At 68.5% G+C, this 24733-nt stretch carries 24 protein-coding genes and 1 riboswitch; of the genes, 10 read left to right on the forward strand and 14 right to left on the reverse strand.

Translation table 11 applies throughout. The annotated features are described in order from the left end of the window. Positions 1-428: 428 nt before the first annotated feature. From AB0B64_RS59380 to AB0B64_RS59395, 4 genes are all read right to left on the reverse strand, one after another. On the reverse strand, positions 429-629 hold the full coding sequence (locus AB0B64_RS59380; RefSeq protein WP_068927743.1) for a cold-shock protein: 201 nt from the start codon (positions 627-629) through the stop codon (positions 429-431). 239 nt (positions 630-868) lie between these two features. Continuing rightward, a complete protein-coding gene (locus AB0B64_RS59385) occupies positions 869-1144 on the reverse strand; it encodes a MoaD/ThiS family protein (RefSeq protein ID WP_357961764.1) in 276 nt (91 codons plus the stop codon). Positions 1145-1167: 23 nt separating this feature from the next. Next, the gene (thrC, locus tag AB0B64_RS59390; protein WP_357961761.1) at positions 1168-2400 is read right to left on the reverse strand and encodes a threonine synthase; all 1233 of its coding nucleotides are present in this window, start codon (positions 2398-2400) and stop codon (positions 1168-1170) included. 13 nt (positions 2401-2413) lie between these two features. After that, positions 2414-2555: riboswitch (SAM riboswitch) on the reverse strand. Positions 2556-2634: 79 nt separating this feature from the next. Beyond that, a complete protein-coding gene (locus AB0B64_RS59395) occupies positions 2635-3189 on the reverse strand; it encodes an RNA polymerase sigma factor (RefSeq protein ID WP_357961758.1) in 555 nt (184 codons plus the stop codon). Between the two features lie 31 nt (positions 3190-3220). Here AB0B64_RS59395 and AB0B64_RS59400 point away from each other — a divergent pair, with 31 nt between their 5' ends. Next, complete coding sequence (locus AB0B64_RS59400) at positions 3221-4645, forward strand: trehalose-6-phosphate synthase (protein WP_357961755.1); 1425 nt, start codon at positions 3221-3223, stop codon at positions 4643-4645. Position 4646: 1 nt separating this feature from the next. Next, positions 4647-5810 carry an MFS transporter gene (locus AB0B64_RS59405; protein ID WP_357961752.1) on the forward strand — a complete coding sequence of 388 codons (1164 nt, stop codon included), beginning with the start codon at positions 4647-4649 and terminating at the stop codon, positions 5808-5810. Positions 5811-5814: 4 nt separating this feature from the next. Here AB0B64_RS59405 and AB0B64_RS59410 read toward each other — a convergent pair whose 3' ends face one another. The 3 genes from AB0B64_RS59410 to AB0B64_RS59420 form a co-directional block, all read right to left on the reverse strand. Further along, complete coding sequence (locus tag AB0B64_RS59410) at positions 5815-6387, reverse strand: hypothetical protein (protein ID WP_358205910.1); 573 nt, start codon at positions 6385-6387, stop codon at positions 5815-5817. A 63-nt stretch (positions 6388-6450) separates the two neighbouring features. Then, positions 6451-7275 carry a trehalose-phosphatase gene (gene otsB / locus AB0B64_RS59415; RefSeq protein ID WP_358205916.1) on the reverse strand — a complete coding sequence of 275 codons (825 nt, stop codon included), beginning with the start codon at positions 7273-7275 and terminating at the stop codon, positions 6451-6453. A 54-nt stretch (positions 7276-7329) separates the two neighbouring features. Then, a complete protein-coding gene (locus tag AB0B64_RS59420) occupies positions 7330-7632 on the reverse strand; it encodes a DUF3263 domain-containing protein (protein WP_357961742.1) in 303 nt (100 codons plus the stop codon). 117 nt (positions 7633-7749) lie between these two features. Here AB0B64_RS59420 and AB0B64_RS59425 point away from each other — a divergent pair, with 117 nt between their 5' ends. The 5 genes from AB0B64_RS59425 to AB0B64_RS59445 all read left to right on the forward strand — a co-directional run bounded on the left by AB0B64_RS59425 (position 7750) and on the right by AB0B64_RS59445 (position 12797). Next, positions 7750-8556 (forward strand): SAM-dependent chlorinase/fluorinase, encoded by an 807-nt coding sequence (locus AB0B64_RS59425; RefSeq protein ID WP_357961739.1) that lies wholly within the window; start codon positions 7750-7752, stop codon positions 8554-8556. A 170-nt stretch (positions 8557-8726) separates the two neighbouring features. Beyond that, on the forward strand, positions 8727-9821 hold the full coding sequence (locus tag AB0B64_RS59430; protein WP_358205922.1) for a hypothetical protein: 1095 nt from the start codon (positions 8727-8729) through the stop codon (positions 9819-9821). Next, positions 9818-11185: a S8 family serine peptidase gene (locus tag AB0B64_RS59435; protein WP_358205927.1), complete on the forward strand. Its 1368-nt coding sequence runs from the start codon at positions 9818-9820 to the stop codon at positions 11183-11185. The genes AB0B64_RS59430 and AB0B64_RS59435 overlap by 4 nt, the downstream gene beginning before the upstream one ends. 26 nt (positions 11186-11211) lie before the next feature. Next, on the forward strand, positions 11212-11616 hold the full coding sequence (locus AB0B64_RS59440; RefSeq protein WP_357961731.1) for a Zn-ribbon domain-containing OB-fold protein: 405 nt from the start codon (positions 11212-11214) through the stop codon (positions 11614-11616). Further along, the gene (locus AB0B64_RS59445; RefSeq protein WP_358205934.1) at positions 11613-12797 is read left to right on the forward strand and encodes a lipid-transfer protein; all 1185 of its coding nucleotides are present in this window, start codon (positions 11613-11615) and stop codon (positions 12795-12797) included. Before AB0B64_RS59440 ends, AB0B64_RS59445 begins: the two co-directional genes overlap by 4 nt. Before the next feature lie 68 nt (positions 12798-12865). On the opposite strand, the gene AB0B64_RS59450 is transcribed toward AB0B64_RS59445, so the two are convergent. From AB0B64_RS59450 to AB0B64_RS59470, 5 genes are all read right to left on the reverse strand, one after another. Continuing rightward, complete coding sequence (locus AB0B64_RS59450) at positions 12866-13882, reverse strand: dipeptide ABC transporter ATP-binding protein (protein WP_357961726.1); 1017 nt, start codon at positions 13880-13882, stop codon at positions 12866-12868. After that, a complete protein-coding gene (locus AB0B64_RS59455; RefSeq protein WP_357961724.1) occupies positions 13866-14903 on the reverse strand; it encodes an ABC transporter ATP-binding protein in 1038 nt (345 codons plus the stop codon). The genes AB0B64_RS59450 and AB0B64_RS59455 overlap by 17 nt, the downstream gene beginning before the upstream one ends. A 13-nt stretch (positions 14904-14916) precedes the next feature. After that, the gene (locus AB0B64_RS59460) at positions 14917-15855 is read right to left on the reverse strand and encodes an ABC transporter permease (protein ID WP_357961721.1); all 939 of its coding nucleotides are present in this window, start codon (positions 15853-15855) and stop codon (positions 14917-14919) included. After that, positions 15848-16792, reverse strand: coding sequence for an ABC transporter permease (locus AB0B64_RS59465; RefSeq protein ID WP_357961719.1), 945 nt, complete (start codon positions 16790-16792; stop codon positions 15848-15850). The genes AB0B64_RS59460 and AB0B64_RS59465 overlap by 8 nt, the downstream gene beginning before the upstream one ends. A 124-nt stretch (positions 16793-16916) precedes the next feature. Continuing rightward, on the reverse strand, positions 16917-18554 hold the full coding sequence (locus AB0B64_RS59470) for an ABC transporter substrate-binding protein (protein WP_357961715.1): 1638 nt from the start codon (positions 18552-18554) through the stop codon (positions 16917-16919). A gap of 484 nt (positions 18555-19038) precedes the next feature. Here AB0B64_RS59470 and AB0B64_RS59475 point away from each other — a divergent pair, with 484 nt between their 5' ends. From AB0B64_RS59475 to AB0B64_RS59485, 3 genes are all read left to right on the forward strand, one after another. Beyond that, on the forward strand, positions 19039-19971 hold the full coding sequence (locus AB0B64_RS59475; RefSeq protein ID WP_358205949.1) for an ABC transporter permease: 933 nt from the start codon (positions 19039-19041) through the stop codon (positions 19969-19971). After that, a complete protein-coding gene (locus tag AB0B64_RS59480; RefSeq protein WP_358205953.1) occupies positions 19964-20860 on the forward strand; it encodes an ABC transporter ATP-binding protein in 897 nt (298 codons plus the stop codon). The genes AB0B64_RS59475 and AB0B64_RS59480 overlap by 8 nt, the downstream gene beginning before the upstream one ends. Before the next feature lie 218 nt (positions 20861-21078). Next, complete coding sequence (locus tag AB0B64_RS59485) at positions 21079-21234, forward strand: hypothetical protein (RefSeq protein ID WP_225302514.1); 156 nt, start codon at positions 21079-21081, stop codon at positions 21232-21234. A 427-nt stretch (positions 21235-21661) separates the two neighbouring features. Here AB0B64_RS59485 and AB0B64_RS59490 read toward each other — a convergent pair whose 3' ends face one another. Next, positions 21662-22852, reverse strand: coding sequence for a hypothetical protein (locus AB0B64_RS59490; RefSeq protein WP_358205962.1), 1191 nt, complete (start codon positions 22850-22852; stop codon positions 21662-21664). Positions 22853-23243: 391 nt separating this feature from the next. After that, positions 23244-24566: a lysine 2,3-aminomutase gene (locus AB0B64_RS59495; protein ID WP_357961704.1), complete on the reverse strand. Its 1323-nt coding sequence runs from the start codon at positions 24564-24566 to the stop codon at positions 23244-23246. Positions 24567-24733 lie beyond the last annotated feature (167 nt).

Here is a 24733-nt window from a genome sequence, read left to right on the forward strand (position 1 = left end):
AGCACGACGTTGCGGCCCTTGGGACCCAGGGTCACCTTGACCGCGTCGGCCAGCTGGTTCATGCCGCGCTCGAGACCGCGCCGGGCGTCCTCGTCAAACGCGATCATCTTGGCTGCCATAAGGCTAGACCTCCCAGATGCAGGGTGGCTTCAATGGACCGAGCCGACGCCCGCGACGGCATGGGCCTGCATCTCCGTTCGGCAGACCCCATCGTCCCGATCCAGTGTTGGCACTCTCGAACAGAGAGTGCTAACGAACTGTTTAGCACTCTACCCTGCCGAGTGCAAGCTGAGACACCCGCATGCCCAGGTCAGTCAGTACGGCGGGCCCGCCCGGACCCGCCGTAGCCGAGTCGACGAAGGATGAGTGGTGGTTTCGCCCGGACTGCGCTGCCGTGCGACCTGCCGGTACATACCAGCTTCGTGAGTTCAGACCGCTCGCACGGACTCCGCTTGGGGGCCCTTCTGCCCCTGCGTGATCTCGAACTCGACGCGCTGGCCTTGTTCGAGCGAGCGATAGCCATCCATCATGATCGCTGAGTAATGGACGAATACATCCTTGCCACCGTCTACCGCGATGAAGCCGTAGCCCTTGTCCGCGTTGAACCACTTGACGGTGCCCTGCGCCACTTCCGACTCCTCTTACTGGGCTCATAGATCCCGCCCATTCCTACGCGAGACCCTCAATCGCCTGACATATGGAGAAATCACCAGACGATCGCCCTCGACCATACCTGTGGCACAGCGTTTGGCAACAGAGTCAATCAACAAATTACGCATTTCATCGGCGAGTGAGTCGTTCAACGTTGAATTGTCGGAAAAAACAGAAGGCGCCCCAGATGGGAGCGCCTTCTGAAGTGAGCGGGTGACTACCCTCCGGCGACCGCCGGGATGATGGAGATCTGCGCGCCTTCGGGGGCGGCCGTGTCAAGTCCGTCGACAAAACGGACATCCTCTTCGCCAACATAAACGTTGACAAAACGACGAATCTTGCCCGATTCATCCAGAATTCTCGCGCCGATCCCCGGGTAGTCGGAGTCGAGCTTCGCCAGCACGTCACGGAGAGTCGCGCCCTCCCCACTCACTTCCGCGTTACCACCGGTGTAGGTGCGCAGAATGGTGGGAATCCGCACAGAAACGCTCATGATTAACTTGCCTTTCCTGGTTGTCAGACAGCCGCGCGGAACGCGTCGAGCGAGGGCCGGATCACTGCCGTGGGCTGGGCGTCGTCGGCGACGGCGTCGAGCGTCTTGAGCCCGTCGCCGGTGTTGAGCACCACGGTCTCGGCCTCCGGGTCGAGCTGCCCGGTCTCGACGAGCTTCTTCAGCACTCCCACGGTGACGCCGCCGGCCGTCTCGGCGAAGATGCCCTCCGTAGAGGCCAGCAGCTTGATGGCGGCGACGATCTCGGGGTCCGTGACGTCCTCCACCGCCCCGCCGGTGCGGCGGGCGATGTCGAGCACGTACGGGCCGTCGGCGGGGTTGCCGATGGCCAGCGACTTGGCGATGGTGTCGGGCTTGACCGGCTGAACCACGTCGTGGCCGGCCTTGTACGCGGTCGACACGGGAGAGCAGCCCTTGGCCTGCGCGGCGAAGATCTTGTAAGGCCGGTCCTCGACCAGGCCGAGCGCGATCAGCTCCTTGAAGCCCTTGTCGATCTTGGTGAGCTGGGAGCCGGAGGCCACCGGGATGATGATCTGCTCGGGCAGCCGCCAGCCGAGCTGCTCGGCGATCTCGTAGGCGAGCGTCTTGGAGCCTTCGGCGTAGTAGGGCCGCAGGTTGACGTTGACGAAGCCCCACTTGTCGCCCAGCGGGTCGCCGATGAGCTCGGAGCAGAACCGGTTGACCTCGTCGTAGGAGCCCTCGATGGCGACCAGCCGGCCGCCGAACACGCGAGCCATGGCGATCTTGGCCTGCTCCAGCCCGGCGGGGATGAACACGCACGCGTCGAGCCCGGCCCTTGCGGCGGCGGCCGTGACCGCGCCCGCGAGGTTGCCGGTAGAGGAGCAGGAAAGGGTGTGGAACCCGAAGTTACGCGCCGCCTCGACGGCGATGGCCACCACCCGGTCCTTGAAGGAGTGGGTGGGATTGCCCGAGTCGTCCTTGACGTACAGGGACTTGATGCCCAGCGCGCGGCCGAGGTTGCCGGCCTTGACGAGCTTGGTCCAGCCGGGGTTCATGTTCGGCTTGGTGGCGACGTCGACGGGCACGGGGAGCAGTGAGCGGTAGCGCCAGATGTTGGCGGGGCCGGACTCGATGTCCTTCCGGGTGACGTCACCGAAGGAGTAGGCCGCTTCGAGCGGCCCGAAACACTCCAGGCAGGCGAAGCTGGGACCGAGTTCGTAACGGGTGCCGCACTCGCGGCAGGAGAGAGCGACAGCGGGTCCGAAGTCGTGCGACATGAAGCGAGGCCTTCCCTCATCTTCGCCTGCGGCCACCTTGACCACAGACCGGAATTGGCACCTTGTCCCGGTCGGCCTCGCCCTGTCGCGAGTCTGAATCCGGGAGGGTTGCCGGGGCTTCGCAGGGCCGGTCCCTCCACCCCTCTGGATGAGCAATATTCAGTTGTCTGAGCTGACTCTACCTGGCCAGGCGCGTCAAGCCACCAACCGTCTCACGAAGCGAGACGTACAGTCTCAGCGGTAATCTTCCCCCAGCACGCCCTGCACGTACTTGCGCGCCTGGTGGATGCGGGATTTCGCGGTGCCGAGCGGGATGCCGAGCTGCTCGGCGACCTCGTTGTAGTCGAGCTGCACGATGTCGCGCAGCACCAGGGCCTGGGCCAGGTCGGGCTTGCTGGCCTCCAGCGACTCCATCGCGTCGAGCAGGTCGAGCCGCGACCCGGCGATCACGCTGACCCGCCGCGCGTCGGGCTTCTGCATGGGGAGCTCGTCGGAGGTCTGCTCGGCCGAGCGGCGCTTCAGCGTGCGGTAGGTCGTACGGGCGCAGTTGGCCGTCACGATGTGCAGCCAGGTGCTGAACCTGGCCCGCCCCTCGAAGCGCCCGATGTTGCGCGCCACGGCCAGCAAAGTGTCCTGGGAGGCCTCTTCCGCATCCTGGTGATAGGGCAGGATTCGGGCGCAATGGCGCAGAACATCGGGTTCGATCCGCCTCAGGAGCTCGCCCAGTGCGCGATGATCTCCGGCAGCGGCGGAGCGGGCGAGTTCCTCGGTTAGGTCATCAAGCGCCATAGCTGGGATCCTATGGTCGGAGGGAGCTTTAATGAACAGCGTCCTGGTCGCCTCTAACAGAGGACCCGTCTCGTTCACCGTCTCGGACGACGGTGTGCTGACGATGAAGCGCGGCGGTGGCGGCCTGGTGTCCGGACTCTCCGGGGTCCTGAAGGACGACGGCGTGCTGTGGGTCTGTGCTGCTTTGACCGATGGTGACCGCGGTGCCGTACGCCAGGCGCCCGGCGGCCGGCTCGACCAGGCCGGCTACGACACCGGCGCGCTGCGGATGCTCGACATCCCGCCGGCCACCTTCCATCGCGCCTACAACGCCGTGGCCAACTCCACGCTGTGGTTCGTCAACCACCTGCTCTACGACATTCCCAACGCGCCGCTGTTCGGCACCAGGTTCGAGCGCGAGTGGGAGTCCTACCGCGACTACAACGGCGCGTTCGCGCTGGCGCTGGCCGAGGAGGCCGGGCACGAGGCCCGCGTGATGGTCCAGGACTACCACCTCACGCTGACCCCGGCGATGCTCCGCGCCGAGCGGCCCGACCTGCGCATCGCGCACTTCAGCCACACGCCGTGGGCGCCTCCCGAATACTTCTCGCTGCTGCCCGACGACGTCGCGCGCGAGGTGCTCGAAGGCATCCTGGGCGCCGACCACGCCGGCTTCCTCACCGAACGCTGGGCGGGGGCGTTCATGGACTGCTGCCGCGCCCTGCTCGGCGCGGAGGTCGACCGGGCCGGCCGTACGGTCACCCACGAGGGCAGGACCACCCGCATCGGCGTGCACGGCCTCGGCGTCGACGGCGAGGCGCTGTGGGCACGGGCCCACGAGCCCGACGTCGAGTCCAACATCGCCGCGATCAAGGAGCAGGTCGGCGACCGCCGGCTGATCGTCCGCATCGACCGCACCGAGCTGTCCAAGAACATCGTCCGCGGGCTGGTGGCCTACCGGGAGTTCCTGCTCGCCCATCCGGAGTGGCACGGCCGGGTGGTGCATCTGGCGTTCGCCTATCCCAGCCGGCACGATCTGCCCGAATACCGCGAATACACCGCCTCGGTGCAGCGCTGCGCCCAGGAGATCGAGGACGAGTTCGGCACCGAGGACTGGGATCCGCTGATACTCAACGTCAACGACGACTACCCGCGCTCGCTGGCCGCCTACCGGCTGGCCGACGTGCTGCTGGTCAACCCGATCCGCGACGGCATGAACCTGGTGGCCAAGGAGGGCCCGATCCTGTCGTCGCGCGCCGCGCTGGTGCTCTCGCGCGAGGCGGGCGCGGCGGCCGAGCTGGGCCCGCACGCGCTCCTGGTCAACCCCTACGACGTGAGCGGCACGGCCGTGGCGCTGCACGACGCGCTGGTCATGCCCGAGGAGGAGCGCATGAACCGCCGCGATCGGCTGGAGGCGGCGGCCACCGCCCTCCCGCCGCAGAAGTGGTTCGCCGCCCAGCTGGACGCGCTGGCCTAGCATGTCGGCGATCTCAGAGAGCACCCGGCTGACCAGGGACCGGCCGACCTGGCTGATCTACCTGATCCTCGGTACGTTCGCCACGTTCATCTACGGCCTGAGCGCGGCCCTGCCGCTCCTCCGCCTCCAGCAGCGCACCTCCGGCACGGTCGCCGGCCTGCACGGCACCGCGATGGCCGTGGGCACGATCCTGGCCGGCCTCTCCCTCCCGCTCCTCACCAGGCGCTACGGCAGGCGGACCACCACCTGGATCGGCCTGGCCGGGATGAACGCGGGCGTGCTCCTGATCGTGCTGTTCTCCGCGCTGCCCCTGACGCTGCTCGGCTATGGCGTGGCCGGCGGCTTCGGCTCGATCGCCCTCTACAGCGCCATGGCCGCACTCAGCGAGCACCACGGGCCGGCCGGCCCGGCCGCGCTGAGCGAGGCGAACGCCGTCGGCGTCGTGGCGGGCGTGGCGGCGACCTTCCTGCTCAGCGCGGTCGCGCAGACCGCACTCGGCTGGCGGGCCGCGCTGCTCCTCACCCCCGCGCTCACCGCGCTGCTGGTCGTGACGATGGCGCGGGTCTGGCCCCCGGCAACGACCTCGGCGGCCCTGCTTGTCGGCGAACGGTCGACGCCGCCCGGGTGGCGCTTTTTCGTGGCGGGCGGCGTGCTGTGCTGCTGCGTGGCGCTGGAGTTCTCGTTCAACTTATGGGCCGCCGAACTGTTCGCCGCGCGCACCGGCCTGAGCGCGGCCGCGGCGGCCACCGGGCTGACCGCGTTCCTGGCCGGGCTGGCGGCGGGCCGGTTCGCCGGCGCGTACCTGGCCTTACGCCTGCCACCCGCGCGGCTCTTCCTGGGCGCGCTGGCGGTCACCGCGGTGGGCTGGCTGCTCTTCTGGCTGAGCACCTGGCCCGTCCTGTCCTACGCGGGTCTCGCGCTCAGCGGGCTCGGCGCGTCCCTGCACTTCCCGCTCGCGCTGGCCGCGCTGATCACGCACGCGGGCGACCGGCCCGACCGGGCCGGCGCGGCCGCGCCGATCTGGGCCGGGTCCGCGATGGCCCTCGGCCCACTCGCGCTCGGCGCGCTCGCCGACGGCTTCGGCACCTGGAACGCGTTCCTGCTGGTCCCCGTCCTCATCGGGCTGGCCGCCGGCGGTGTGCTCATCGCCAGGCCACGCGCCTGAGCGCTTATCGCCAGGTCGCGTGCTTGAGTACGCCGGGCAGGCCGGGGGTGTTCCATGAGTCGACGACGAGGACGCCGCTCTTGGGCAGGTACCACTCCCGCTGGACGAAGGCGGCCCGCGCCTTGCCCGTCCCAGTGACGCAGGTGCCCTTCCACGCGCGGTAGTACGCCTTGTGGCCGGGCCCGACCTGGCGCAGCCCCTTGGCCGCCGAGCCGTTGAACGTCTGGCTCCACTTGCGGTTGAGCGGGCAGGGCTCCACGTCGGTCGCCGAGTAGAAAGGCCGGTCGGGCGTGTACGGATTGAGCTCGTGACCCACCTTGATGGCCGCGGGCCCGAGCACCCAGAAGCCGCGGCACTCCGGCGTGAAGTACTCCCCTTTGGGCTTGGCGCACTTGCCGGTGACGACATGGATCCAGTCGCCCTTGCCGTACACCTTCCATGAGCTCGGAAGGGACAGCGTCAGCCCTTGGCGCAGCTTGAGCGGATGGTTCGCGGTGCTCGCCGAGGCAGGGGCGGCCGGGACGAGGAGGGCGGCGGCCACGGACAGGCCCGCCACGGCGAGGTATCTCTTCGACATCCCGCGACCGTACCGGCGCGCGCTTGCACGCGGGTTGCGTACTTGTAGGCGAGTTAGCGCGAATTAGTGCCCCTTGAAAGCCGACGCGAGCTCCCGCAGCAGGGCCACCACGCCATCGGGGCCGTCCACCACGATGTCGGCCCGCTCGGCCAGCGCGGTCACCTCGGCCGAGCCGCTGCACACGTTCACCCCCGGCAACCCTGAGTTCCTGACCGCGTCGAAGGCCGCCAGATCGCCCAGGTCGTCGCCGACGAACATGACCGACCTGGCCGCCCGCTCGGCCAGGAACAGGCCGAGCGCGTGCCCTTTGTCCATGCCCGGCGGCCGCAGTTCGAGCACCAGCCGGCCGGGCTCGACGACCAGCCCGTGCTTCTTCGCCAGTGCGGCCAGCGGCTCACGCAGGGCCTCCAGCGTGCCCTCGGGGTCGGCGCTGCGCCGGGTGTGCACGGCGACCGCCCGGCCCTTGTCCTCGATCGCCACGCCTTTCACGCCGAGGGAGACGAGCAGCAGTTGCAGCTCGGCCTCGGCCTCGAGCACGCCGGGCGGGGGCGGCGGCGCCGAGACCCGGCCGTCCTCCCAGCGCTCGAACCCGTAATGCCCCAGCACCACCAGGCCGGGCACGTCGGCCAACCCGGGCGCGTCGGTCCGGCCGGACGCGTCGGTTGAGCCCGGCGCGTCAGCCAGGCCGGACCCGAGCCGCAGAGCCGTGGCCACCGGCCGGCCGGTCACGATCGCCACCGCATTGACGTACCTGCCCAGCTCGGCGAGTACGGGCGGCGCTTCCGGATGAATCCTGGCGGAGGCGGGATCGGCCACGATCGGCGCGAGGGTGCCGTCGAAGTCGAGCCCGATCACGGCTCCCGCCGGATCCTTCAGGATCGCTTCCATACCGGGTGATCCCGTTTGTCTGATGTTCTTCACGCGCCTGCCTTACCCAGCAGGTCAGGGGCGCATGCCAAACCGTCTGGCGGCGCGCTCGCGCTGGCGCGTGGAACGCAGCCGGCGCAGCCGTTTGACCAGCATCGGATCCTGCTGGAGCGCCTCCGGCCGATCGATCAGCTCACCGAGAAGCTGGTAGTAGCGGGTGGCGGAGAACCCGAAGGTCTCCTTGATGGCCTGCTCCTTCGCACCCGCGTAACGCCGCCATTGGCGTTCGAAGGCGAGGAGTTCGAGATCGCGGTCGGAGAGGGGTCGTCTGGACGGTTCCTGGGCAGCACTGTCACCGCTGACCGGCGCAGTGTCCATGGTGTCCTCCTCGGAAGGGCGCGCGACGATCACATCGTGGGCACGCGGGCCCGTGCCAATCGTAATGTGCGGAGTGCGGGTGTTCACGGCGGATTGAGAGACGTACAGTCACCAAATGTGACCTCAGTCATCACACTTCTCACCGACTACGGACTCGAAGATGGCTATGTGGCCGCCTGTCATGGAGTGATAGCCGGGATCGCCCCCGAGGCCAGGGTGATCGACGTGTGCCACCTGATCCCCTCGGGCGATGTACGGCGCGGCGCCGCCATACTCTCCCAAACCATCCCCTATCTCCCGAAGGGCGTACACATCGGGGCGGTCGACCCCGGCGCGGGCGGAGCCAGGCGGGCGGTCGCCGTGGAGGCGGGCGGGCGGGTGTTCATCGGCCCCGACAACGGGCTCCTGTCGTGGGCCATGCACGCCAGCGGCGGGGCGGAGGCGGCCTACGAGATCAGCAACGCCGACTACTTCCTGCATCCGGTCTCGCCGACCTTCCACGGGCGGGACGTGTTCTCGCCGGTGGCCGGGCGGCTGTGCGGCGGGCTCAAACCGGCCGAGCTGGGACCCGAGGTTCCGCTCTCGCGGCTGGTTTCGCTGCCGGAGCCGACCTCGAAGCTCCGCGAGGGGTGCGTCGAGGGTGAGGTGGTTTCGGTCGACCGCTATGGCAACACCCAGCTGTCGATCGCGGCGGGCGACCTGGCGGCGCTGGGCGTGCGGATCGGGGACACGCTCGGGGTCTGGCTGGGGCGCAGGCAGTTGGCGCTGCCGTACCGGGAGACGTTCGCGGCGGTGCCGCCGGGCGAGCTGGTGGCCTTCGCGGACTCGGCCGGGCTGATCGCCATAGCCGTCAACTCGGGCGACGCGGCCCAGCGCCTCGGCCTGCCACCGGGCGCCCACGTGCGGCTCTCGCCCTCGCCCTGACCAGGCCCATGTGCGGCTCTCGCCCGCTCCGCGAGACGAAAGCCGCCAAAAGGAAATTACACCGCGTATCGGTCTGTTTACCGAAGCGTCAGATTGGACCGTCGATCGCGTGTCAGAATGCACGGGCATCGGGCGACCCCTCCCCTGCCCGCGAGGTGCACGTGTTCCCTTTGTCTGTTGTGCTGCTCTCACTGCTGTCCGCGGCCCTGCCGTCGTCGGAGCCACCCGTGCCGGAGCGCTGGCACGCGTGGCCGGTGGCCAGGGTGTTCCCGAGCTCCGTACCCGGCACCAGCCCCTCCGGGGCCCGCGTGACCTATGTCCTGGCCGGCGTCGCCCCGGAGTCGCCGTGCCGGGTGGCCTTCCAGCCCGGGGTCGCGCGGCTGCTGCGCGGGTGCGTCACGGCCTTACGCGCCACGTACGCGGACAGCACGCAGACGTTCGTGGCGACGGTCGGCATCGCCGTACTGACCGGCCCTGACGCCCTCCGGCCTCTTGACCGCCTGACGGACGACCTCCCGCTGACACTCGCGGGCCGCCTGCCGACCGGGTCACCAGAGTCCGGCACCGGCTGTATGTCCGGCGGGCCGCGAGCGACCGCCACCGGCCGTCCCGACGGGCCCTCAGGGGCCGGTACCGGCGGTCCGCCCGACGGCACGCCAGACACCGGCGCCGACCGTCCGCCCGACGGCACGCCAGACACCGGCGCGGGCCGTCCGCTCGGCAGATCGCGAGCGACCGGCACCGGCCAGCTGCCTGGGGCGGCCACCGGACGCTTGCCGGGAATCGGGCCCGAGACCGGTACCGGACGTCTGTCCGGCGAGGCGCCAGAGACCGACACCGACCAACTGCCAGACCCGGCCACCGGACGCTTGCCGAGAGTCGGGGCAGAGACCGGCACTGACCGGCTGCCGGACTCGGCCACCGGACGCTTGCCCGGAATCGGGCCCGAGACCGGTACCGGGCGCTTGGCGGGCCTGGGGTCGGGTGCCGGCCGGGGTGATGGGCTGGGTGACCGGTCCGGGACCATCGCGGGGCGGCTGCCGACCGTGCGGCCGGTGGCCTTTCCCGGTGGGCCGGCCGAGCGGTTCGGCGAGTCGCAGTACGTCACCGGCGCGCTGATCTCGTCGAACGACGCCTACGTCGTGGCGACGGCAGCCGGGTACGCGGACGGCCGGCCGTACCAGCCGGGCGAGCTCGTCGCCAGACGCCTCGGTGACACCGCCCGCCGGCTGGCCACGGCCCTGTACGGAAGTCTGACCAGATGATCAGGCCCCTGGCCGGCTCGCTGGCGGTGGGCCTGCTGATGGCCGGGCCCCTGGCGGCGGGGGTCCTGGTGGCCGGGGCGGGACCGAGCGCCTCGGATGACGTGGGCTCGGCGGCCCGCGCCGGACAGTGGCAGCTCGCCACCCTGCGCCTGCCGGAGGCGTGGAAGCTGAGCCGGGGCGCCGGCGTGCTGGTCGCCGTACTGGACACCGGTGTGAACGCCCGCCACCCCGACCTGGCCGGCGCGGTGGTCGCCGGGCCCGACCTGACCGGCGACGCCGGCGAACCGGCCCTGTGGGGCCACCACGGCACCGCCATGGCCAGCCTCATCGCCGGCCACGGCCACAGCGCCCCGACAGTGAACAGCCTGACAGCGAACGGCGGGACAGCACGCATCCCCGCACCACACAGGGCCGCAGTAGGCATCCCTGCGGTGGGCGACCACGGAACAAGGGCTCCCGCAGCAAGCGGGACGGCGATTGGCAAAGTATCGACCGGCACCGAGGGCGGCGGTTACGCGGACAGCGGTGTCATCGGGGTCGCGCCCGCCGCCCGCGTCCTGTCCGTCAGGGTCACGCTGGAGAACGGCGACCCGCTCCGCCAGAAGCAGCACGCCGGCGGCCGCGACGCCCTCGCCAAAGGCATTCGCTACGCGGTCGACCACGGCGCCGACGTCATCAGCATGTCGCTCGGCGGCGGTAGCGGCTCCTGGGAGGGCTCGGCCGCCGAGGAGGAGGCCGTCCAGTACGCCATCAGCCGCGGTGCCGTCCTGGTGGCCTCGTCCGGCAACGACGGCGACACGACCAACAAGAAGAACTTCCCCGCCGCCTACCCCGGCGTGATCGCCGTGGGCGCGGTCGACCGGCGGCTGGAGGTGGCGCCGTTCTCCAACCGCCAGGACTACCTTTCGGTGGTCGCGCCGGGGACCGGCATCGTGACCGCCGACGGCGCCGACTCGTACGTGGTGGGCGACGGGACGAGCTCGGCCGCGGCCATGGTGGCGGGCATCGCCGCGCTGATCAAGGCGATGTACCCCGACCTTTCGCCGTACCACGTGCGGACGGCCATCGAGCAGGGCGCCAGGCGGCGGCCCGCCGACGGCTACAACCGCTCGTACGGGCACGGGGTGGCCAACGCGCTGCTCGCCCTGCGCGCGGCCGACCGCCTGGCGAGGCCCGCCGCCGCGTCCGCCGGGGCCGGTGTGGGGACCGGTGGCTACTTCGGCGACGGCCCGGTTTCCCGCCCGCCGGCGTCCCAGGCGCCGTCGTCGCGGCTGCCGGTGGTGCTCGGCATGGTGCTGCTGACGGCGGTCATGTCGGGCCGGGTGCTCGTCCGGCACCGGTGGCGCGGGAGGGATGTAACCTAGCAAGCGCTTGTGTGATACTCCTCCCTATGAGCCTTGCGATCGACGGCTGGTTCGTCATCGAGGACGCCGGCACCCACCTGATCGGCACCCGGTGCGCGGCGTGCGGCACGGTCTGCTTCCCGCCGCAGCGCGGGTTCTGCCGCAACCCGCACTGCGACGGGGAGTCCATGGAGGAGACCAGGCTGCCGAGCCGCGGCCGCGTCTGGTCGTACACGAGCGCCGCCTACCCGCCGCCCGAGCCGTTCGTGGCCGCCGAGCCGTACACGCCCGTGACGCTGGCGGCGGTGGAACTGACCGGCGCGGGCATCGTGGTGCTGGGGCAGGTCAAGGACCTCACGGCGGACGAGCTGGAGGTCGGCATGGAGGTCGAGCTCACCCACGGCCCGCTGGCCGACGGACCCCTGGTGTGGATGTGGGGGCGCGCGTCGTGAGCGTCGTGGTGCTCGGTACGGGCATGCACCCGTGGGGCAAGCAGGGCAAACCGTTCGCGGAGTACGGCGTGGCGGCGGCCCGGGAGGCGCTGCGGGACGCCGGGATCGCCTGGACCGACGTCCAGTTCCTGGTGGGCGCCGACACGATCAGGAACGGCTATCCGGGGTTCGTCGCCGGATCCACCTACGCCCAGGCCCTCGGCTGGTCCGGCGCCCGCATCGCCTCGTGCTACGCGGCGTGCGCGTCGGGGGCACAGGCGATCGACATCGCGCGCATGCGGATCATGGCGGGGCTCTGTGACGTGGCGCTGGTGGTGGGCGCGGACGCCACACCCAAGGGCTTCTTCAAGCCGGTCGGCGGCGACCGTCCGGACGACCCCGACTGGCTGCGGTTCCGGCTGCTCGGTGCCACAAATCCCGCATATTTCGGGCTTTATGCCCGTAGACGGCTGGCCCTGTACGGCGAGACCACCGACGACTTCGCCGCCGTCAAGGTCAAGAACTCCCTGGCCGGTTCGCTGAACCCGATGGCCCGCTACCGCAAGGTCGTCACGGCCGAGGAGGTCCTGGCCTCGCCCATGGTGGCCGACCCCTTGCGCCTCATGGACATCTGCGCGACCTCGGACGGCGGTGCCGCGCTGGTGCTGGCCTCGCCGGAGTACGCCCGCCGGCTGGGCGTGGCCGACCCGGTGCGCATCGCCGCCGTCTCGACGGTGACGCCCACGTTCCCCAACACGGTCCTGGAGCTGCCGAACTTCGCGACCGACTCGTCCGCCGCCGTACCCCCTCCGGAACGCCCCTTCAGGGCCGCCATCGCGCACGCCGCCTACGAGGAGGCGGGCGTCGGACCGGGCGACGTCTCGTTCGCCGAGGTGTACGACCTGTCCACGGCCCTCGAACTGGACTGGATCGAGGACGTGGGTCTCTGCCCGCCAGGCGAGGCCGGCAAGCTGCTGCGGGCGGGCGACACCGCGCTCGGCGGGCGCGTACCGGTGAACCCGTCGGGCGGGCTCGCCTCGTTCGGCGAGGCCATCCCCGCCCAGGCCATCGCCCAGGTCTGCGAGCTTACGCGGCAGTTGCGCGGCCGGGCGGGCGAGCGCCAGGTCGAGGGCGCCAGGGTCGGCCTGGCCGCCAACCAGGGCCTGTTCGGCCACGGCTCGGCCGTCATAGCCACCCGCTGACCCAGCCTGCCGTACAACCGCCAAGGCCCTCCGCGGGAAGCTCCCGCAGAGGGCCTTGGCATCGGCGGTCAGCCGACGTGAACCACGTCGTGCGTCTCGGCGAAGTGACAGGCGCTCTCGTGGCCCGTCCCCGGCCGGATCTGCAGCAGCGGCTCCTCCTCCGCACAGATCTCCTGCGCCTTCCAGCAGCGGGTGCGGAAGCGGCAGCCCGACGGCGGGTTGGCGGGCGACGGCGGGTCGCCCTGCAGGATGATCCGCTCACGCTGCTCACGGCCCTCGGGGTCGGGGACCGGCACGGCCGACAGCAGCGCCTGCGTGTACGGATGGGCGGGCTTGTCGTAGATCTCGGTGTCCTTACCGAGCTCGACCACCTTGCCCAGGTACATCACCGCGACCCGGTCGGAGATGTGGCGCACCACCGACAGGTCGTGGGCGATGAAGATGTACGCCAGGTCGAACTCGTTCTGCAGCCGCTCCAGCAGGTTGATGACCTGGGCCTGGATCGACACGTCGAGCGCGGAGACCGGCTCGTCGCAGACGATGATCTCCGGCTGGAGCGCCAGACCGCGGGCGATGCCGATGCGCTGACGCTGCCCGCCCGAGAACTGGTGCGGGTAGCGGTTGATGTGGTCGGGGTTGAGCCCCACGACCTCCAGCAGCTCCTGCACCTTGCGGCGGCGGTCGCCCTTGGGGGCGACCTCGGTGTGGATGTCGAACGGCTCGCCGATGATGTCGCCGACGGTCATCCGGGGATTCAGGGAGGTGTACGGATCCTGCATCACCATCTGGATGTTGCGCCGCATCCGCTTGAGCTCGCCACCCCTGGCCTTGGCGATGTCCCGGCCCTTGATCTTCACCGAGCCGGAGGTCGGCCGCTCCAGCGCCATCAGCACCTTGGCCAGCGTGGACTTGCCACAGCCCGACTCGCCGACGATGCCCAGCGTCTCACCCTTGTCGAGGTCGAACGAAACACCGTCCACGGCCTTGATCGCGCCGATCTGCCGCTTGAGGACGATGCCCTGGGTCAGGGGGAAATGCTTGACGAGGTCGCGGACTTCGAGAATGCGCTCACCCTTGGTCGCCATCGAGGACCTCCCTCCAGTAGTGGCAGGCGCTGCTGCGCGTGCCGCTGATCTCGTAGAGCGGGGGGTTGTCCGTCACGCAGTTGTCCTGGCGATACGGGCACCGCGGGTGGAAGGCGCAGCCGGTCGGCATGTCGAGCAGGTTGGGCGGCAGGCCCTTGATCGCGTACAGGTCCTGACCCTTTTGGTCGACCCTGGGAATCGACTCCAGCAGCCCCTTGGTGTAGGGGTGGGCCGGGCTCGCGTAGATGTCGTGCACGAGGGCGTTCTCGACGATCCGCCCGCCGTACATGACCGCGATCTTGTCGGCGACGTCGGCGACGACGCCGAGGTCGTGCGTGATCAGGATCATGCCCATGTTGCTCTCTCGCTGGAGTTCGGCGAGCAGCTCCATGATCTGGGCCTGAACCGTCACGTCGAGCGCGGTGGTCGGCTCGTCCGCGATCAGCACCTCGGGGTCCAGCGCGATCGACATGGCGATCATGATGCGCTGGCGCATACCCCCGGAGAACTGGTGCGGGTAGTCGTTCACCCGCTGCTTGGCGGCCGGGATCCGGACCCTGTCCATGAGCTCGATGGACTTCTTCACGGCATCGCGCTTGGACATGCCGCGATGCACCCGGAACATCTCGCTGATCTGCCAGCCCACGGTGAAGACCGGGTTGAGCGCGGACAGCGCGTCCTGGAACACCATGGCGATCCGCTGACCGCGCACCTGGGTGCGCGCCTCGTCCGACAGCTTCAGCAGGTCGGTGCCGTGGAAGCGGATCTCTCCCTTGGGGATGCGGGCCGGCGGCATGTCGAGGATGCCCATGATCGCCTGGGCGGTCACCGACTTGCCGGAGCCCGACTCACCCAGCACGGCGAGGGTCTCCCCGGGGCTGAGCGAGTAGCTGACCCCGTTGACCGCACGCACGATTCCCGGGCGGGTGTGGAACTCCACGTGCAGGTCCTCGATGGCGAGCAGCGGTTCGTTACCCAGCCCTCCCTCGGCGGGCAACGTGTCCGTTGTTGCCTTTCTCACTTGAACCCCCCTCCTACCTGAGCTTCGGGTCGAGGGCGTCGCGCACCGCGTCGCCCAGCATGATGAACGCGAGCACCGTGATGCTCAGGAACAGCGCCGGGAAGAACAGCGGCAGCGGCGCCTCCAGGAACCGGTTGCGAGCATCGGCGATCATCAGACCCCAGGAGATGTTCGGGGACTGGATCCCGACTCCCAGGAACGACAGCGCCGCCTCCGCCGCGATGAACCCGCCGAGGTTGATCGTCGAGACGACGATCACCGGGGCGAGCGCGTTCGGCAGCAGGTGCTTGAACATGATCCGGCTCTGTCCGGCACCCAGCGCACGCGCCGCGAGCACGAAGTCCTGGCTCCTGGCGGTCATCACCGCCGCCCGCATGATGCGGAACGTCATCGGCCAGGACAGCACCGCCAGCGCGATGACCACGATCCAGATGCCCAGGTCGACGTCCCGGAAAGTGGCCGTGATGAGCAGCGAACCGAGGATCCACGGAATCGCGAAGAAGACCTCCGTGATCCTGGAGGACACCGTGTCGATGGCTCCGCCGCGAGCGCCCGCGAGCAGGCCGAGCAGACCACCGACGACCGCCGTGACGATCATGGTGGTGATGCCGATGACGATCGAGTTGCGCGCGCCATAGATCGTCCTGGCGTACACGTCGCAGCCGAGGTTGTCCTTGCCGAAGATGTGGCCCGCGCTCGGTCCCTGCCGCGCCGTGGCCAGTTCGCAGGTCTTGGGATCGAACGGGTTGATCGAGGCGAACAGCGACGGCCAGATCGACATGACCAGCAGGATCAGGATGATCCCGACCGAGACGATGAACATCGGCCTGCGCCGCAGGTCGTAGAGCGCGTCGCTCCACAGGCTCGCGGGCTTGTCCTGCCGCTTGGGCTTGGCCTGAGGAGGTGGCGCGGTCACGGTCTGCACAGGTCCTAGCTGTGGGTCATTACTCATAGCGGATCCTCGGGTCGAGCACGGCGTACAGCAGGTCGACAAGCAGGTTCGCCAAGATGTAGACCAGCACCAGAATCGTCACGATACCTACGACAATGGGTTGCTCCCTCAGATATACACCCTGGTAGATCTGAAGGCCGATGCCCGGGATGTTGAAGATGGTCTCGGTGATCACCGCACCTCCCATGAGCGTGCCGACGTCGGCGCCCAGGTAGGTGACCAGCGGGATCAGCGCGTTGCGCAGCCCGTGCCGGCCGATGACTCTTCGTCTCGGCATTCCCTTGGCAGTCGCTGTTCGTATGTAGTCGGATCTCAGCGTCTCCACCAGGCTCGTCCTTGTGAGCCGGGTGAGGTACGCGATCCCCGACCCCGCCAGGACGAATCCGGGCAGCAAGTACGCCTTGAACCCCGCGGTGATGCCCGCGATCGGGAAGATCTCGAATCCCACCTGCTGCTTGAGCCACACGCCCAGCCACAACTGGAGCACGAAGCCGGTCACCAGCGGCGGAACGGAGATGAGCAGCAGCGTCGAGGCGAGGATCATGGTGTCGATCGCCCGGCCGCGGCGCAGCGCGGCCCACAGACCGAGCAGGATGCCGGCGATCGCCTCCATGATGAGGGCGACGAGCGCCAGGTTCAGGGTGACCTGGAACTTTCCGGCCATCAGTTGGGTCACGGGCACTCCGGCGAAGGTCTTGCCGAAGTCGCCGTGCAGGAAGATGTTGCTGATGTAGTACCAGTACTGCAGCAGCAGCGGATCATTGAGGTGATACTGATCCCGCAGGATCAGCACGATGTTGGGATCTTGCCTCTTCTCGCCGGCCAGCGCCGCGATGGGGTCGCCAGGAAGCGCGAAGACGATGGCGAAGATGAAGAGGGTGGCGCCCAGCAGGACTGGTATCGCCTGGATCAGGCGCCGGATAACGTAACGGCCCATTCAAGCCTCCCGTACATGCCAAGAAGGCAGTCGCCGGGACCTGGGGTTCTCACGGCCCCAATGACTGCCTTCGTGGCGGGCTCTCGAGGAGCGGGCGACTAGGCGCCCGCCCCCGCGAACAGCGTCAGGCCTTCTCGACGTCGGCCCACTCAACCTGGTTGAGCAGGTTGATCTTGACGTTCTTGACCTTGGTCGAGTATCCCGAGTTGTTACGGTAGAAGTACACAGGGATGTACGGAAGGTCCTTGATGAGGATGTCGTCCGCCTGCTGGTAGAACTTCAGCCCCTCTTCGGGAGTCGCCGCCTGGTCGCCCTTGGCGACCGTCTCGTCGAACTCCTTGTTGGAGTAGCCCGCGTAGTTCGAACCGGTCTTGATGGCGCCGGTCGAGAAGATCGGCGTCAGGTAGTTCTCGGCGGACGGGTAGTCGATCGCCCAGCCCATCCGGAACATGCCCTTGTATTCCTTCTTGTCGAGGGCGTCAAGGATGCTCGCGAACTTCTCGAACGGCTTGACCGTCACCTCGACGCCGAGGTTGGCGCGGAGGTTGTTGGCCGCGGCCTCGATCCACTCCTTGTGGCCACCGTCGGCGTTGTAGCCGAGCTCCAGCTTCGCCGGACCATTGGCCGCCTTGTACTGCTCCTTGGCCTTGGTCGGGTTGTACTGGCAGGCCTGGCAGGCGCCCTGGCGGTAACCGTCGATGGCCGGGTTGATGAAGTCGTCAGCCGGCGAACGCGTGCCGGAGAAGACCGTCTCGGCGATGGTCTTCCTGTCGATGGCCATCGAGATGGCCTCGCGCATCTTGACGTCCTTGTACTCGTCGTTGTACTTCAGCGGGAAGCCGATGTACCCGACGCCGGCGTCAGGCTGGTCCTGGTAGCGGTCGCCGAGCGCCGTCTTGGCGCTGGAGATCGCCGAGGCGGGCAGCGAGTCGTGGATGTCGACGTTGTCGGCCTGCAGGTCGTTGTAGGCCGTCTCAGAGCTGTTGTAGAGCTTGAACTGCAGCTTGGTCCAGCCGGCCGGCTTCTTGGCCGGGTACTTGTCGTAGACCGACAGGTCGATGGACTGGTCGGTGCCCTTCTTGTAGGGCTTGTCGAGCTTGAACAGGCCCTGGCCGATCGGCTTCTCGCCGTACTCCTGCGTCACCTTGCCGTCGGCGCCAAAGGCGGTCTTGGGCAGCGGGTAGAACGCGGTGTAGCCCAGCATGGTCTTGAACTGGGAGAACGGCGCGGTGAGCGTGACCTGCAGCGTCGAGTCGTCGACCGCCTTGAGGCCCTTCATCTCCTTGGTGGTGACCTGCTTGCCCTCGCCAGGGTTGAGGTCGGCGTAACCCTCGACGCGGCCGAAGAAGTAGCCGGCGCCCTGGGCGTTGTCCTGGTTGGCCGCGTAGTTCCACGCGTCGACGTAGTTCTGCGCGGTGACAGGCTGGCCGTCCTGCCACGTGTACGGCTTGAGCTTGATCGTCCACACCTTGTTGTCGGTGCTCTCGATCGACTCGGCCGCCGCCAGGACGACCTGCTTGTTCTCGTCATAGTTGACGAGCGGCTCGAACACCGCAGCGAGGACTTCAGCGCCCTCGGACTCCGTGGTGTTCGACGGGACCAGCAGGTTCTGCGGCTCGCCCAGTTCCATGCGGACCGGCGTGTCGCCGCCTCCGCTCGACGCGGGGTTGCCGGTCGTGGATCCGCCGCCGCCACACGCGGCGACCGCGAGGGCTAGCAGCGCGGTACCGGCGACGATCTGTGCGCCCTTAGTAACACGCATGGTAAAAAGATTCCTCCCTCAAACAGGTGGGCGTAAGCGCTGAGCTGCGATGATCGTGAGCAGCCTGACGGGGGCTCCTTGTCGTCCCCCGGGTTTGGCTGACCTGGTCAAACCAGCCGACGCCCTGCCAGTCGATCGCGACTATCCCTTACTACTTGCCACCACGGAGTCTCTGGTGCGTTGCAGTTCGGTCACACGTGCGCTTATCCAACGTCACAGTCATTTCTCGCATAGAGCACCAAACCCACCGAAGAACCTCTAAAGCGGACACTACGGGACGTGAACAGCTGATGAAAAATACCCCCTTGGCGCCACTGGTCGCGCCCTAGCCGCCATCCCGCGTGTCGCTGAGCTACGGTTGAGCGAGTCTTGGCATGCCCTGGTACCAGCCTTGGAACCGGTCAACGCGGGACACCGTCCAACAGTCTGTCGCGAACTGTCGCGGCAGACACCTCAACGAGCCGGATCCAATAGAGTCCTTGCCATGAGCCAGCCGGAATCCGCTGTAGCGGACGCCCAGGCGGGCGGCCGAAGCGGGGAGCCGCTGGCCAAGCTCGCCCAGAGATACGGGCTTCGCCGTGCCATCGCGCGGCCGAGGTTCCCTGTCTACGTGCGCCAGCTGTGGGAGCGCCGACACTTCATCCTGACGTACGCGACCTCGCGCAACGTCTCGAAGTACTCCAGCTCGGCCCTGGGCCAGCTGTGGCAGGTCCTGACCCCGCTGCTGAACGCCGCCATCTACTTCCTGATGTTCGGCATCATCCTGGGTGGCAGCAAGAACGTTCCCAACTACCCGGCCTTCCTGCTGACCGGGATGTTCGTCTTCACCTACACGCAGCGGACGGTCACCGCGGGTGCCAAGTCGATCTCCGGCAACCTGTCGCTGATCCGGGCGCTCCACTTCCCGAGAGCCTCCCTGCCGCTGGCCTACACGATCCAGGAGCTGCAGCAGCTCGCCATCTCCATGGGCGTGCTCCTGGCGCTTGTCATGCTCACCGGCGAGCTGCCCAACTGGTTCTGGCTGCTGATCCCGGTCGTGCTCCTGTTGCAGACCCTGTTCAACATCGGCGCCGGCCTGGTGATCGCGCGGCTCGGCTCCTCCATGCGGGACCTCAACCAGTTGCTGCCGTTCATCACGCGCACCTGGCTCTACGCCTCGGGTGTCTTCTTCTCCATCCAGGACAGGGTGGTCAGCGGCGCTCATCTGCCCCAATGGGTAGCCAACGTGATGTACCTCAACCCCGCGGCCTCCTATATCGAGTGGATGCGTGACATCCTCATCGACGAATACCATCGCGAGAACGGGCACATGCCCCCGACGATGGTGTGGGTGTCATGCGTATTCTGGGCAGTGTTCGCACTCGGCTTCGGCTTCTGGTACTTCTGGCGAGCTGAGGAGAGGTACGGGCGTGGCTGAACTGACCAAGGAGCTGTCACAGGTGATGGGCCAGGAGCCCGCCGTCCCCGGCGAGGTCGTCCCCAAGGCGGACGCCCCCAAGAAGGACGTCAGGGTGCACCCCAACCCGGCCCCCGCCGGCAAGAGGCCTCTGGACGTCCCCACGGGCACGCCCACGGTCATCGTGGACGATCTCCACATCGTCTACCGGGTCTACGGCGCGGCCAGCGACAACGAGAAGGGCAACGCGGTCAACGCCCTCACGCGGCTGGTCAAGCGCCAGGGCCGCCCGCAGATGAAGGAGGTGCACGCCGTCAAGGGCGTGTCCTTCGTCTCCTACCACGGTGACGCGATCGGCGTCGTCGGCCGCAACGGCTCGGGCAAGTCCACGCTGCTGCGCGCCATCGCCGGCCTCCTGCCGCCGCACTCGGGCGCCGTCTACACCGACGGCCAGCCGTCGCTGCTCGGCGTCAACGCGGCGCTCATGCGCGAGCTCACGGGCGAGCGCAACATCGTGCTCGGCTGCTATGCCATGGGCATGTCCCCGAGCGAGGTCCGGGAGAAATACCAGGAGATCGTCGACTTCTCCGGCATCGATGAGTTCGTCCAGCTGCCGATGTCCACCTACTCCTCCGGCATGGGCGCCCGGCTGCGCTTCGCCATCTCCTCGGCCAAGACCCACGACGTGCTGCTGATCGACGAAGCCCTGGCCACCGGCGACCGCGAGTTCCGCAAGAAGAGCGAGGAACGCATCAAGCAGATCCGCGAGTCGGCGGGCACGGTCTTCCTCGTGGCGCACGACCTCAGGGTCATCGAGGAGACCTGCAACCGGGTCATCTGGCTGCACAAGGGCAAGATCAAGATGGACGGCGACCCCAAGGAAGTCCTCGCCGCCTACAACAAGGGCTGATCCCTTCGGGCTGATCCCCTTGGGCTGACCCTCGCCCCTCAACCAGGGCTGACCGCCCCCCGCTCCCGCGGACGCCTCCGTCAGGCGTCCGCGCTTCTGTCATGCCCGCCGTCATGCCCGCGCGACTCGCGGGGCAAATAACTGACACCGTGGCCGGTGTTCCGATATCATTCGAACGTTGTTTCGATACGAGGACGCCGATGGAGTGGGAGCGCGCGATGGGAGAGCTAGCGGCCGCGATCGACCATCTGGCCGTCGAGGACGTGGCAGACGTTCCCCGGGCCCAACTGACCGAGCAACTCATCGACCTCCACTGGCAGATGGCCAGACTGCAGGCCCAGATAGCCCGCCGCACCGGCGTCCGCCTGCTGTAGAAATGACGATGCCGCCGGCCCCGGGGATCCGAGACCGGCGGCGAGCCGCGACTCACGCGGCGCCACAGCCCTGCAGTGTGGCGGTGCGCGGGCGCGGCCCATGCCCGGGCGCGTCCGCCCGGGCCGGCCAGAAGACCACCCGCTCTCGCGGGCGGCTCGTGACGTATGCGTGACGGCCGTGTCGAACACCCCGGCACCGTTGGGGCTCGCCGACCGGCCACGCCGGCTCTGTGGCGGTGCGTCCCACGTTTCCGGGGACGCACCGACCCTCGATCATGTTTCCCGCCGGACGCGCCGTCTCGTGGCCGTCGCGGCCCGTTCCTGAGCGCACGCACCTATGACACTCACGAACCGCCACCACGGCTCGAACGCCCGACATCCGGAAGGCGTCGCGGCCAGATCGCGATCACATCGCGATCGGCCTGGGTCAGATCGCCATCACGCCGCGATCGGCCGTGCGGGAGAAGCCCGAGACAGCGTCCGCCGTCGCCTCAGTGGTCCCCGCGAGCGGGGTCACCGTGCCGCCGAGGCTCCCGGCGGCCTTCTTCCCGTAGGTCGAGACCGCGTGGGACGCGTCCTCGACGAGCGGGGCGATCTCGTCGACGGACGCGACCGACTCCGCCAGACGCGCGGCACCGGGCACCTCGCCCACGCCCGCCTGCTCGCCCGTACGCCGATCCGTGCGCGGGTCCCTGCGCGGGTCCGTGCTCGGGTCCTCAAACTGGTTCTGGAGCTGGTGCTTCAGCCGGTCCTCAAACCGGTTCTCGAACCGGTCCTTGCGCCTGCCCGCACGTGCGTCCGCACGTCCGTCCGGGTGATCGCCTGCCTGGGCGTCCGCGTGGGCGCCTGTGCGAGTGCTCGCATGCGCATGCGCCTCCGAGCCCCAGCCCCTACGCCCATGCGCACGCGGGTCCGCGCCCCAGGTCCAACGCCCGTCCCTACGCCCATCCGCACGCCCGTCCGCACGCCCGTCCATGCGCCCGCCCCTGGGCCCATCTGCGCGCCCGTCCATGGACCCACCCTTGGGGCCGTCCATGGGCCCGCTCTTGGGGCCGTTCATGGGCCCGTTCACGGGTCCGTTCATGGGCCCGTTCATAGGTCCGTTCTTCGGCCCGTTCATAGGTCCGCTCTTCGGGCCGTTCATGGGCCCGTTCATGGGCCCGCCCCTGGGGCCGTTCAAAGGCCCGCTCCTGGGCCCGTCCATGCGCCCATCCATGGGCCCTCCCCTGGGGTCGTCCATGCGCCCGCCCCTGGGCCCATCCGCGTGCCGGCCCGTGCGCCTGCTCGGCGGCGGACTCATCAGGCGGCCGCCGAAGTACGGCGAGACCTCCTCGGTGGCGGCGCCCCGCTGGGGAACGGCCCGAAGAGCGACCCCCTCAGCCCGCTCGGAGGCGGCTCGCGGACCGGACATCTCACTGTCGAGAACCCCACCGACCTTTGCCCCGGCGGACAAGCCGTTCAGGCTGTTCACACCACCCAGCGGCTGGATCGGGTCACCGCCCCCCGGCAGGCTCCCGACCGCGGAGTAACGGGCCTCAGCTTGGGCGGCCGACGCGAACGACGCCGCGGCCAGCGCCAACCCCGCGACGGCGACCGCCGTCTTGATAATACGTTTCATGATTTGCCTTCCCGGCTCGTGATCGAGCGCTCTCAAATAATGCTGAGATGCGTCTCGATAACCCCCGAATGCCGTGGCGTACACGCTATGGGCACCACACGAAGCGCGCCGTCCCGGCTGAGCTACTGACGCAGTTGTATCACCGCGGTCGGCCGGGTGCAGGCCACGGAAAGTCCACGTCACACGGCCTTCAGCAGCCCAGAGGGGATCATGGGAGGGGTGTCGAGTCGGGAGACAAATCGGGAAATAGCCGGGGTGTATATCCGATATTCCGTTGACGTCACCCGCATTCAGAAGAGGCGCCCCGACGGCCCGTCGACAACGGTCGGGAAAACAATTGTCACGGGCCGGGGGCTCAATCTTTCCGCTTGCGGGGCACGCGCTTGACCGCTCAGGCCGGCACGAGCATGTCTTCCACGGATACCTCGAACGGGAAGCGATCGGCGAAGGCCGGACGCAGGTCCGTCAGCCACACCGCTGACGGGTCGTACTCGGCGAAGAACGGCCGGCCCACCAGAGAGGGGTCGCGGGCCTGGATCAAGTGGAGCACGAACACCCGCCGACCGGCGATCTCGGTCACGCCGTCCACGCACACCTTTCCGGGGGTGGCCGACATGGAAGGCCCCCGGACGGTCCGGCAGAGCCCTGAGACCTTGGAGTAGGCCTCCCTGAAGACCTCGTACGCGCGGGCGAGCGGAACCGCGAAGTAGTCCTGCGGGCCGGTGTCGCGCTCGACGAACATGTAGTACGGGATCATCCCCATGCTGTGCTGCCGCCGCCACATGCCCGACCATATGGCGGGATCGTCGTTGATCGACCGGATCAGCGGCGCCTGGGTCCTGATCGTTGCCCCGCTGCCGAGGATCCGCTTGACCGCGGACTCGACCAGCGGCGACTCCAGCTCGCGCGGGTGCGTGAAGTGGGCCATGAACGCCAGGTTCTTGCCCCCGGCCACGACCTGCTCGAACAGTTCGAGCGTGGCGTCGGCGTCGGGGTCGGATACGAACCGCTGCGGCCAGTAGGCCAGCGCCTTGGTGCCGATCCGGATCGACTCCAACTGCTCCAGGCCGATCAGCGGCTCGATGTATCGCCTGATCACCGGCTCGCCCATGATCATGGCGTCGCCGCCGGTGATCAGCACGCTGGTGACCTGGGGGTTCTGACGGATGTAGGAGACCATCTGGTCGATGTCGTCGGAGGCGAACTTCAGGTCCGCGTCGCCGACGAACTGCGCCCATCGGAAGCAGTAGGTGCAGTAGGCATGACAGGTCTGCCCCTGCTTGGGGAAGATGAGCACGGTCTCGGGGTACTTGTGCTGCAGCCCCGGCACCGGCTCCGCGCCGATCCGGGGGACGTTGAGCTCTTTCTGCCCGGCGGGGTGCGGGTTGAGCTGCGCACGCACCCGGTTGGCCTCGGCTTGGATCTCGACGTTGGGCGCCTCGGCCTTGAGCAGGTCGGCCAGCCTCGCGACGTCCGCGGCCGGAAGCATGTCCTCCTGGGGAAAGACGAGACGGTATATGGGATCGTCGGGCGCTGCCGACCAATCGATGAGCTCGTCCACAACGTAGGCGTTCGTCCGGAAGGGCAGCACGGTGGCGACGGCGCGTACCTTCAGCCGCTGCTCATCGTCGAGCCCCGCACGTCGCAGGAGCTCGTCGAGGTGCTTGGACGTGTACGCCCTGAAGCGGCGCGTGCCCGCCTGGTTCAAGATCACTAAGCCTTTCCCATCTTTTTTGTTCGATCCGCTGTAAACCTCTGGCGCCTGTCATGCGTCTACGGTTCTTATACCCGGACGCTATGCACAGCGTCCCCGGTTCCATTGGTCTCCAAGTTTTCGCTGAGGTTTGACCGCTCGCGACATATCTCGATAGGGAATAGACT

This window comes from Nonomuraea sp. NPDC049129 (assembly GCF_040648495.1).
Lineage (GTDB): Bacteria > Actinomycetota > Actinomycetes > Streptosporangiales > Streptosporangiaceae > Nonomuraea.